We start from the raw sequence: 9,297 nt of genomic DNA, 5'->3' as shown, positions 1-9,297 counted from the left end.
ATTTATAGTAATAGATTCATTGTTGGTATCAATTAAAGACTGTTTATCATGAATATCAAAGCTAATAATTACAGATTCAACCTCAGCAACTTCACCTTCTTGGTAGAAGATTTCCCGTACCTTTCCACTTACAGGTGATGTAATTTCTATCAAGGCTTTATCTGTCTGCACCTCCGCAATTGGTTCATCCTCCTGAATTGTTTTTCCCTTCGTTACAAACCATTTAACAATTTCTCCCTCTGCAATTCCTTCCCCCACATCAGGTAATTTAAATTCAAAAATCATTTTATCACCTCCAAAAATTTAATAATTTAATACTTTATCAACAGCATTCAAGAGCCTTTCTTCATTCGGCATCCATTCATGTTCCACCTGTGGAAATGGATATGGAGTATCGAAACCAGTGACCCTTTCAACTGGACTTTCCAAATACATGAATGCTTCCTCCATTATTCTGGAGGCTACTTCGGCCCCAAAACCACTTGTTTTAACAGCTTCATGCATGACAATTACTCTTCCTGTTTTCCTCACTGAGTTAATGACCGTTTCTGTGTCAAATGGTACTAAAGTTCTTAAATCAATAACCTCAACTGATAAACCTTTCTCATTCTCTAATTTTTCAGCTGTCTTTTTTGCTATATGTACTGGTGCTCCCCAGCTGATGATTGTTACATCTTCTCCCTCTCGTACAACCTTCGCTTTTCCTAGTGGTACTGTGTATGGCTCATCTGGAACTTCTTCTTTGACAGAACGGTAAATTTTCATAGGTTCAAAAAAGACGACTGGATCTGGATCGTTAATCGCTGATAAAAGCAAACCTTTTGCATCATAAGGGCTACTTGGAATAACGACTTTTAAACCTGGTGTGTGTGTAAAGAAAGATTCATAGCTATCACAATGAAGTTCCAAAGCATGAACTCCTCCTCCAAAAGGTCCCCTTATGACCATTGGTGTTGTGAACCTTCCTCCAGTACGGAAACGGACTCTCGCTGCCTGTGAGCACAGCTGATCCATTGCAGAATATATGAAACCCATAAACTGTAACTCTACAATTGGTTTCATTCCGTTTGCTGCAAGGCCAATTGCTGAACCAACCATACCTGATTCTGCTAATGGTGTATCTACAACCCGATGCTCACCATACTTTTCTTGCAGTTTTTCCGTTGCTCTAAATACTCCTCCATTTGTTCCCACATCAAGGCCTAATACCATCACATTTGAATCCTGTTCTAAAGCATGATCCATTGCTTCGTTAACAGCCTGAACGATTGTCTTAAGCGCCATTACAATCCCCCCTTATTTATGAATAAGTTGCCTTTTATTTATTTCCTCTTTTTGTAAAACTAAATCTGGTATTGGTGTTTCATAGACATGATCAAAAATATCAGTTAGTTTGGTTTTAGCTGTGATTTCAGCTTCTTTAACGGCCTCATTTATCTCATTCTTCAGTCTTTCCACAATTTCAATATCCTCTTCCTCGGTCCAAATCCCTTGTTTAAGTAAAAAATTCTTAAATAAAAAGACAGGATCCCTCTTTGTTCGCCATTCTTTGGCAGTACTATCTTCACGGTATCTAGTCGGATCATCAGATGTTGTATGTGGTCCAACCCGATATGTAACCGCTTCAATTAATGTTGGCCCCTCACCATTACGAGCTCGATTTATCGCTTCCATTGTGACATCATAAACAGCTAATATATCATTTCCATCGACTCTAACCCCTGGCATTCCATATGCTATTGCTTTTTGAGCAATTGTCTCAGTGGCCATCTGTTTCTCAATTGGAACGCTAATCGCCCATTTATTATTTTGACATAGGAAGATTGCGGGCGCTTTTAATACAGCGGCCATATTAAGTCCTTCATGAAAATCCCCTTTAGACGTAGCTCCGTCTCCAAAAGTTGTTAATGCTACTCGATCTTCACCTTTTAGCTTACTTGCCCATGCGGCACCCACTGCTTGAGGGATTTGAGGGGGAATCATAATCGCTAGTGGGAAAATATTAACGTCATCAGGAACATTGCTTCCGTCTTTATGCCCCATTGCATAAAGTAAAGCGGTTTTCATATCCTTTCCAAAAGTAAAACAAGCTGCTAAGTCTCTGCCATAAGGAAATAGCCAATCCCCTTTTTCAAGAGCAAAAGCACTACCTACTTGTGCAGCCTCCTGTCCACTAAATGGTGGATAGGTTCCAATTCTTCCTTGTCTTTGTAAACGAAAAGCCCTTTCATCATATAGTCTAGCAATTAACATTTTATGGTATAACTCACGAAGTTCATCTTCTGAGTAATTTATTTGTTGATTTCCAATTAAGTCACCATTGTCCCCAATTCTACGAACTAACTTCAATGATAGATTTTCCACTTCAAATCCTCCTTTGTGTATTTAATAATTTTTAATATCTAATCATTAACTCTGAACTTTTTGCTAGCTTTTTTGAAACTAATGAAGCATATTCCATTAATAATTCAATAACCTGATCCTGTTTTATACTCATTCTGCTAGTTGGACCCGATATGCTAATGGAGGCTACTGTAAGTCCATCCGCATTTGTAATCGGAACCGCAATACATTTTAAACCCTCTACCATTTCTTCATTATCTAAGGAATAACCCTTTTCTCTTATAATCCTTAAGTTATTCTTAAAATCATTTTTATGAGTAATTGTTTTATACGTATAAGGTTCGATTGTAACCGTTTCCAAATATTCATCTATAAAACCTTCACTTTGGAAGCTTAAAAGTAGTTTTCCAGATGCAGTACAATAAAGAGGTGCAGCCCATCCTATATAAGAACCCATAAAAATTGTATTACTTGTTTCGAGCTTATCAATAAAAATCGCATTTTTTTCATTCATAATAACTAGATGAATAGTTTCATTGATTTCATTCCATAACTTTTCTAGATACGGTCTAGCAATTTGCTTTATGTCTAACCTTTGAAGAACTAAGGAAGCCAATTGAACCATTTTAATTCCTAAACTATATTTTCCAGTATTTTTATCCAACTCAAGAATTCCTTTGGATCTAAGCGTGTATAGAATTCTGTAAACTGATGTTCGATTCATATTTGTTCTTTGAACAATATCCTGAATACTTAAAGGTTTTGGTTCGGTTTCAAAAATATTAATGACGTCAATAGCATTTGATAAAGTTTGCAGCATATACGAATCCAAAAATACCACTCCTAATTTTCAGTTTTTACTGTACTTTTATCCATATAAACCTAAATTAACCGGTAAATGAACAATGTGTTCACTATTTGAATAATAAATACAATAGAATTTCGCATGTAGTAAATCGATAAAATTGAATTGCTACGGTAAGTGAACTGTATGTTCACTATGTGAACATTAGCTAACGAGCAGTCTACGTTATACACCCGTTAATGAAACATAGCTATATTCGAACTACATGTTCACTATGTGAACATTTACAATATTCAGAATCATTTCTTTACTTTTTTATTGAACTATAAATAAACCTATTTGTCAACATGAATATAATGTTAATTTGAAAATTCAAATGGTATTTTTTCAGGTTAAAATTCATCATACAATAAACAAATCGCTCAGGGTTTTTAGCGATATTAATATAAATATAGGAGCCAGACCCCAAGTGCGGTAATGCTCTAGCGCTGTAATGCTATAGCAAACTTGAGGTTTGGCCCTGTGACTCATTTTATTTTTACTTCTTCTTCTTTATCCTGTAACTCATCTTTTTTTACCTTTTCTTCTTTGTCGAAGGCACCATCCAACCATAAATGGAGATAAATTGAAACTGCGAGGGTCATGATAACAGCTATAAATCCTAAGCCAAAATAGTAGTCTAAAATTACATAACCTACAAACGCAATAGCAGCATGTGCTATCAAATAAATTATTCCGTATATCGAACTAGTAAATAATCCAGCAACTAGCAAGAGAATTACAATAATTCCCCCTAGAAATGTCAGTTCCTTTTGTTCTTCTTCTTTTCTATTTTTCCTTTGCAAAAATAACACCTCGTTGTTAATTATTATAAAAGGGACCAGGCACCCGGCGCGGTAATGTAATATCACAATGGGGGCAGGCTGTAAAATTATACTTACAAGTTTTACGAAGAATGCCGTGAAGCAAAGTGGAGATTTACGTCAGCCTGTAATAATCTTGCGAATGAAAGGATTTGAAACCGCACGATTCATATAATCTTAATGCGTGATTATTTTTCGCTTCTACTTCAAGAAAAACAGGGTACCCTTTTTGATGTTCGTTCAATATTGCATTTGTTAATGCTTTTCTTCCAATTCCTTTTCCTTGATGCTCAGGCAAAACGGCAAATCCATAAATCCATGCTTCTCCATTCGTGTGTGAGATCCGAAGTTTTCCGACTGATTTCGCATTAGTCTCTATGATATAAAATTGCTCCTGGTTATCTTCCTTCATTCGCATATTGTGTTCCAATGCCTCTTCTGCTTCTAAACCAAAACACTCGACGTCCAATAGGATTTCTATCTCAATGTCATCTGGAGATGCTAATCTTAGATTTACATCGTCTTGTAAAACAAAGTCAGCTTCTTCACACTTCATTTGATACTCTGAAAATGAGTAGCTGCACTGGATCGTTTGCAAAAAACCTTTCGCCGATTCCGATGTCGAAGGAGCGTTTAGGAGAATTTGCGAATATTTCCTTTCCTCGATGACTTCAAATACTTGGTTAAATAAATCGGTAAAGATCCCCTTTCTGCGATAACGAGGGTGTACCATGCCGCAAATTTCAACTTTATTTCCAAAACCATATAGACCGATAAAACCAACAAGCTTCCCATCTTCATAATGGAAAAAATCGCTGATTTCTTGTTCCTTGCGTGTATGCAACATATCCCAATTGAGTTTCATTTGAATCGATTCGGCTGCTTCGCATGCATGCTGTAGCTCTTCAATTCCTTTTATTTGTTTTTTTGAAAGCATTTACTTTCCCCCTATAAAACCAACTTATTATTTTATTTACATAATTACTAACTTCTGCCATTTATTCCTTCTATAAGACTTAATTATGAAATGAGGCGCTTCCTTATTGGGCATCATCAGGAAACGCAGTAAATAGTCTACTGTCCATTTTAATTATATATTGAAGTCGGAATTTTTCGAAGTCTTTATGGAATCTTTTGCTAAACTAAACGTAATGAATTTGCGAAGTTTTACATATAAAACGAACCTCGTTCAATTTTTTCAAATTATAGAATTCAACTACTTAAAACTCCATCTAATAAAAAAGAACTGGCGGAAATTCATTAAAATAGATAATCCAGTCGTGGCGGCACTCTTAAGTAAGATGGGATATACCAAAGAAGAACGAGTACAAGTAAGATTAGAATTTTTACGGATGATCAGTCGAATGGAATTAGATCCAGTAAGAATGGAATTAATATATGGATTTTTTGAAACCTATTTAAAATTAACAAGGGAGGAGGAAGTTCAAGTGGAAAAGGAAATTGCGAAATTACCGGTAGACGAAGCAGACAGAATTTTGGAGTTGCCTAATTCCTATTTTGAAAGAGGAATGGAGAAGGGATTGGAAAAGGGAATAGAAGTGGGAATGGAAAAAAGGGATGTCGAATTAGTCAAAAATATGAATAAAAAAGGGCTCTCCTATGAACAAATCGCTGATTACCTAGGAGTAAGTTTGAAAAAAGTAAAGGAGATAATCAACAATAGTTCTCTATAAATTCTTTTAGACACGAGGGATACAACCAAATGAAAATAAGAAACGCACTTCTTAAATTAGAACATGCGTTTCTTATACAATGGGGTCTGGCACCAGAATTCCATATCCTTAAGTCCCATTTTTATCTAGAAATACTATCCTACTAAGTTGTTATTGGTTTTTTAATACGCTCTTCAATAATTGAACTGTTGTGTCTATATCACCTTTCGTAGTATATCTTCCTAAACTAAAACGAACTGCTCCCATACCAACCCTTTTTGTTACCCCCATAGCTTTTAATACTGGTGACAGGTTGACTTCGCCAGTATGGCATGCAGATCCGGTAGATGCTGCAATTTGTGGGATTGAATCCAATATATCTTGACCCACTTTATTCTCAAAGTTAACGCTTAATGTATTCGGTAGACGAAGGTCGGGATGTCCATTTAAAGAGATAGCTACATTTGGTAGTTGCCTTAATTGGTCAAAAAAGTAATCTCGTAGGTTTTGAATTTGTGTATTCTCATCTAAACGCTGATATGCTACATCACAAGCTTCACCTAATCCGACTGCCAACAATATATTTTCAGTGCCTGCCCTTCTTCCACTTTCATGTCCTGCCCCATGTATTAGTGACTCAATCTCGGTACCTTCTCTAATAAATAATGCGCCAATTCCTTTAGGAGCATACATTTTGTGACCTGCCAAACTTAAAAAGTCAACATCTAGTTTCTCTACATCAACGGGCACTTTTCCTAAAGATTGAGAAGCATCCGTATGAAAAAGAACATTGTGTTCCTTTGCAATCGCACTAATTTCTTCGATAGGTTGAAGTGTACCAACTTCGTTATTTGCATGCATGACAGAAATTAATATTGTTTGATCAGTAATTGCTTCCTCGATGTCACGAGGATTAACTCGCCCGAATGAATCTACCTCAATATAAGTAATTTTCGCGCCTTGTCTTTCGAGATATTCACACGGTTTTAAAATCGAAGGATGTTCAATTTTTGTGGTGATTATATGGTTTCCTTTCTCTTTAAATTGTTGGAACACGCCCTTTAAAACATAATTATTTGACTCGCTTGCACCACTTGTAAATATAATTTCATTAGGATTACAGTTTAATAGATTTGCCACTTTTTTTCTTGCATGCTTTACAGCCTCTTTTGCACCAACTCCCGCAAAATGAGTAGAGGATGGATTTCCATAATAATTTTCAAAAAAAGGCAACATAGCTTTCCGTACTTGCTCGGCAATTGGTGTACTTGCATTGTAGTCTAAATATATTTGATCCATTAACCTTCACTCCTCCTAAAACTTCACAAACATCGATGCTAGCAAATTCCATTTTCCATCATTATATAGTCAATCGAAATGCCATCACAATTATCCCATCATTTGCAGGTTCAAAATCATATTGTGGCAAGCGCTCAAAGCCGTGTTTCGAATATAATTTAATCGCATTCTTCATAAACTCACCCGTATGTAGTCCGATGAATTGGTGATTTTTTGCTTGAGATCGCTTAATGCACTCGGTAATTAAGGCTGAAGCGACACCTTTCCCACGCGCCTCTGGATCAACTGCAAGCATTCGTATTTCAGGATAATCTAACTCTTCCACCTCACCTTCATAAGCATCTGTATTAGCAGGAAATAGCGCTACGCTTCCTACAATTTTTTCATCAAGTTCACACACAATGAGATCGACACCGGTTTGACTATCAGCTTCAGACGAGATGGCTTGCTTAAGAGCCTGCCAATGATCGGCTGGGATTACCCTCGAATGCTCAAGATAAGAAGCAACCCGTTGCTCGCGAATAAATTCCAATTCATCCTGCTTCGCATCACGAATTTTCATATATCTTCACCTACCCTTGGATCAAGAACTTTTCTTTTATTCCGCTTAACTGCTCACGGTTATGTTCGGAAAGCCATACCGATTCGTCTGGTCCTTTAGGAAGAATATTTACTTCTCCTTTTGCAGGATCAATCGTGATGGACAGGTGGTAATGTCGCTTAATGGCATCAAAATCAGTCGTTTCACCAAAACCAGGAGTCTGGTACAAATCCCGTGCATATCCCCATAGATTTTTAAACTCACGGATTAGGTTTCGATTTGTGCGAAACGCAGAATAGTAGGCAGCATCAAAGCGCACCAATGTGGTGTATAATCTGACATCAGAATCCGTAATAAAATCACCAAATAAGAAACGTTCCTTTGACAGACGTTCCTCTAATTCATCTAATCTAGTAAACAATTGATCATAGGCTTGTTCATAGGCCTCCTGAGAACGGGCAAATCCACATTTGTATACGCCATTGTTTACATCATGAAAAATGACATCATTCAATGCGTCAATTTCTTCGCGTAGATCACACGGATATAAATCAGGAGCATTTTCCTTATTGAACGGAGCCCAAACTGTTTCAAAGTAGTTGGTGAGTTTAAAATAATCATTGTTAACTGCCTGCTTTGTTTCAATGTCAACCATGACTGGTACAGTAGGTCTACCTGTATAATCAGGGTCTGCGTTCTTGTAAACCTCACTCACATACTGGACATCGAGAACAGGATCAACCCCGTTTTCATCTAAGGAAAATTCCCAATCAACACGCTCAATTCTTGGTCTCAATGGACTAACTGTTCCTAAGCCAATCGCTTTTTCTAAACCAAGCACTTTGCGAACGATCACAGATCGGTGTGCCCAAGGACATGCAGCAGACCATAGCAAACGGTAACGCCCAGACTCAACTGGTAACTCTTCAGGCTGGTTTCCAAACGGTGTGATAAACCGATTCGTTTGACGGTTGAAGGAACCATCCGCTTTTATTTCTACAGGTTTTTTGGATGAATCGTTGTTCGATTGAACTGGAATCGCACAACTAATTGTCTGATCATTTTGTGACATGTCATTCTCTCCCTTATGTTGCTTCTATTTAATGCCCAGTAATTCAATTTGTTTAATGTAATTTACTCATTATCTAAATCATACGTCAAGAATTAATACTTAGACTTCTATAGGTGGTAGTTTATCTGCCTATTACTTATTTGATTTCCTCAGCCAACTCCAAAATGATTCCCTCTGGACCACGAACGTAGCATAATTTATAACTTTCCTCATATTGCCGAATCTCGCTAAAGATCTCCGNNCAATATCTTCAACAGTAAATGCAATATGTCGGATACCCAATGTATTTGCAAGAGGTTGCTGGATATCTTTTTCATCTGATGGATTATAAAATTTGATTAACTCTAACCATGTCTGACCACCTGGCGTTCCCATTCCTACACATGCAACTTTAACGTCGTTTAGCCCGACTGCATATCCCATCAAGTCTCCTTCCATTTCCCATTCCCCTTTAACCTCAAGACCAAAATCGAGAAAAAACCCTTTAGCCGCAGAGAGATCCTTTACGATCACAGCCACATGATCTATTCTTTGGATTTTCAAATTTCATACCTCCTATGTTCCTGTAATTTTGAAATATCCTCAATCAAATTCTAGTATTAACAACTGGACGATTAATATTATATTATACAAGCACTGCCACTGAAGAACAGAAACTTTCTTCAACATGCCTAAATCGTTTGCGGTATACCAATTATCGT

10 protein-coding genes and 1 pseudogene are annotated in these 9,297 nt (G+C 36.9%); 1 reads left to right on the top strand and 10 read right to left on the bottom strand.

Annotated elements, in window-relative coordinates; genetic code table 11:
- The 6 genes from V7147_RS20205 to V7147_RS20180 form a co-directional block, all read right to left on the bottom strand.
- Positions 1-285: biotin/lipoyl-containing protein (locus tag V7147_RS20205; protein WP_335369611.1), on the bottom strand; the 285-nt coding region annotated here is incomplete at its 3' end.
- 18 nt (positions 286-303) lie between these two features.
- On the bottom strand, positions 304-1,284 hold the full coding sequence (locus tag V7147_RS20200; RefSeq protein WP_335369610.1) for an alpha-ketoacid dehydrogenase subunit beta: 981 nt from the start codon (positions 1,282-1,284) through the stop codon (positions 304-306).
- A 12-nt stretch (positions 1,285-1,296) separates the two neighbouring features.
- Complete coding sequence (gene pdhA, locus V7147_RS20195) at positions 1,297-2,364, bottom strand: pyruvate dehydrogenase (acetyl-transferring) E1 component subunit alpha (RefSeq protein WP_335369609.1); 1,068 nt, start codon at positions 2,362-2,364, stop codon at positions 1,297-1,299.
- A 31-nt stretch (positions 2,365-2,395) separates the two neighbouring features.
- Entirely contained in the window at positions 2,396-3,175 is a 780-nt protein-coding gene (locus V7147_RS20190; protein ID WP_335369608.1) for an IclR family transcriptional regulator, read from the bottom strand.
- A 500-nt stretch (positions 3,176-3,675) separates the two neighbouring features.
- Entirely contained in the window at positions 3,676-3,993 is a 318-nt protein-coding gene (locus V7147_RS20185) for a hypothetical protein (protein WP_335369607.1), read from the bottom strand.
- Between the two features lie 133 nt (positions 3,994-4,126).
- Complete coding sequence (locus tag V7147_RS20180; RefSeq protein ID WP_335369606.1) at positions 4,127-4,948, bottom strand: GNAT family N-acetyltransferase; 822 nt, start codon at positions 4,946-4,948, stop codon at positions 4,127-4,129.
- 187 nt (positions 4,949-5,135) lie between these two features.
- Between V7147_RS20180 and V7147_RS20175 the strand changes: the two genes are divergently transcribed.
- Positions 5,136-5,705 (top strand): hypothetical protein, encoded by a 570-nt coding sequence (locus tag V7147_RS20175; RefSeq protein ID WP_335369605.1) that lies wholly within the window; start codon positions 5,136-5,138, stop codon positions 5,703-5,705.
- Positions 5,706-5,855: 150 nt separating this feature from the next.
- Here V7147_RS20175 and V7147_RS20170 read toward each other — a convergent pair whose 3' ends face one another.
- The 4 genes and pseudogenes from V7147_RS20170 to V7147_RS20155 form a co-directional block, all read right to left on the bottom strand.
- The gene (locus V7147_RS20170; protein WP_335369604.1) at positions 5,856-6,983 is read right to left on the bottom strand and encodes a cysteine desulfurase family protein; all 1,128 of its coding nucleotides are present in this window, start codon (positions 6,981-6,983) and stop codon (positions 5,856-5,858) included.
- Between the two features lie 61 nt (positions 6,984-7,044).
- Positions 7,045-7,545, bottom strand: a complete 501-nt coding sequence (locus V7147_RS20165) for a GNAT family N-acetyltransferase (protein WP_335369603.1) — start codon at positions 7,543-7,545, stop codon at positions 7,045-7,047.
- A gap of 10 nt (positions 7,546-7,555) precedes the next feature.
- On the bottom strand, positions 7,556-8,596 hold the full coding sequence (locus V7147_RS20160; protein ID WP_335369602.1) for a glutathione S-transferase family protein: 1,041 nt from the start codon (positions 8,594-8,596) through the stop codon (positions 7,556-7,558).
- Between the two features lie 136 nt (positions 8,597-8,732).
- Positions 8,733-9,139 (bottom strand): annotated as a pseudogene (locus tag V7147_RS20155) (VOC family protein).
- Positions 9,140-9,297 lie beyond the last annotated feature (158 nt).

The organism is Bacillus sp. JJ1521 (assembly GCF_036965165.1).
Lineage (GTDB): Bacteria > Bacillota > Bacilli > Bacillales > Bacillaceae_L > Ferdinandcohnia.
Note: the sequence above shows the minus strand (reverse complement) of the source record. Positions and strands in the feature narration are given on the sequence as shown.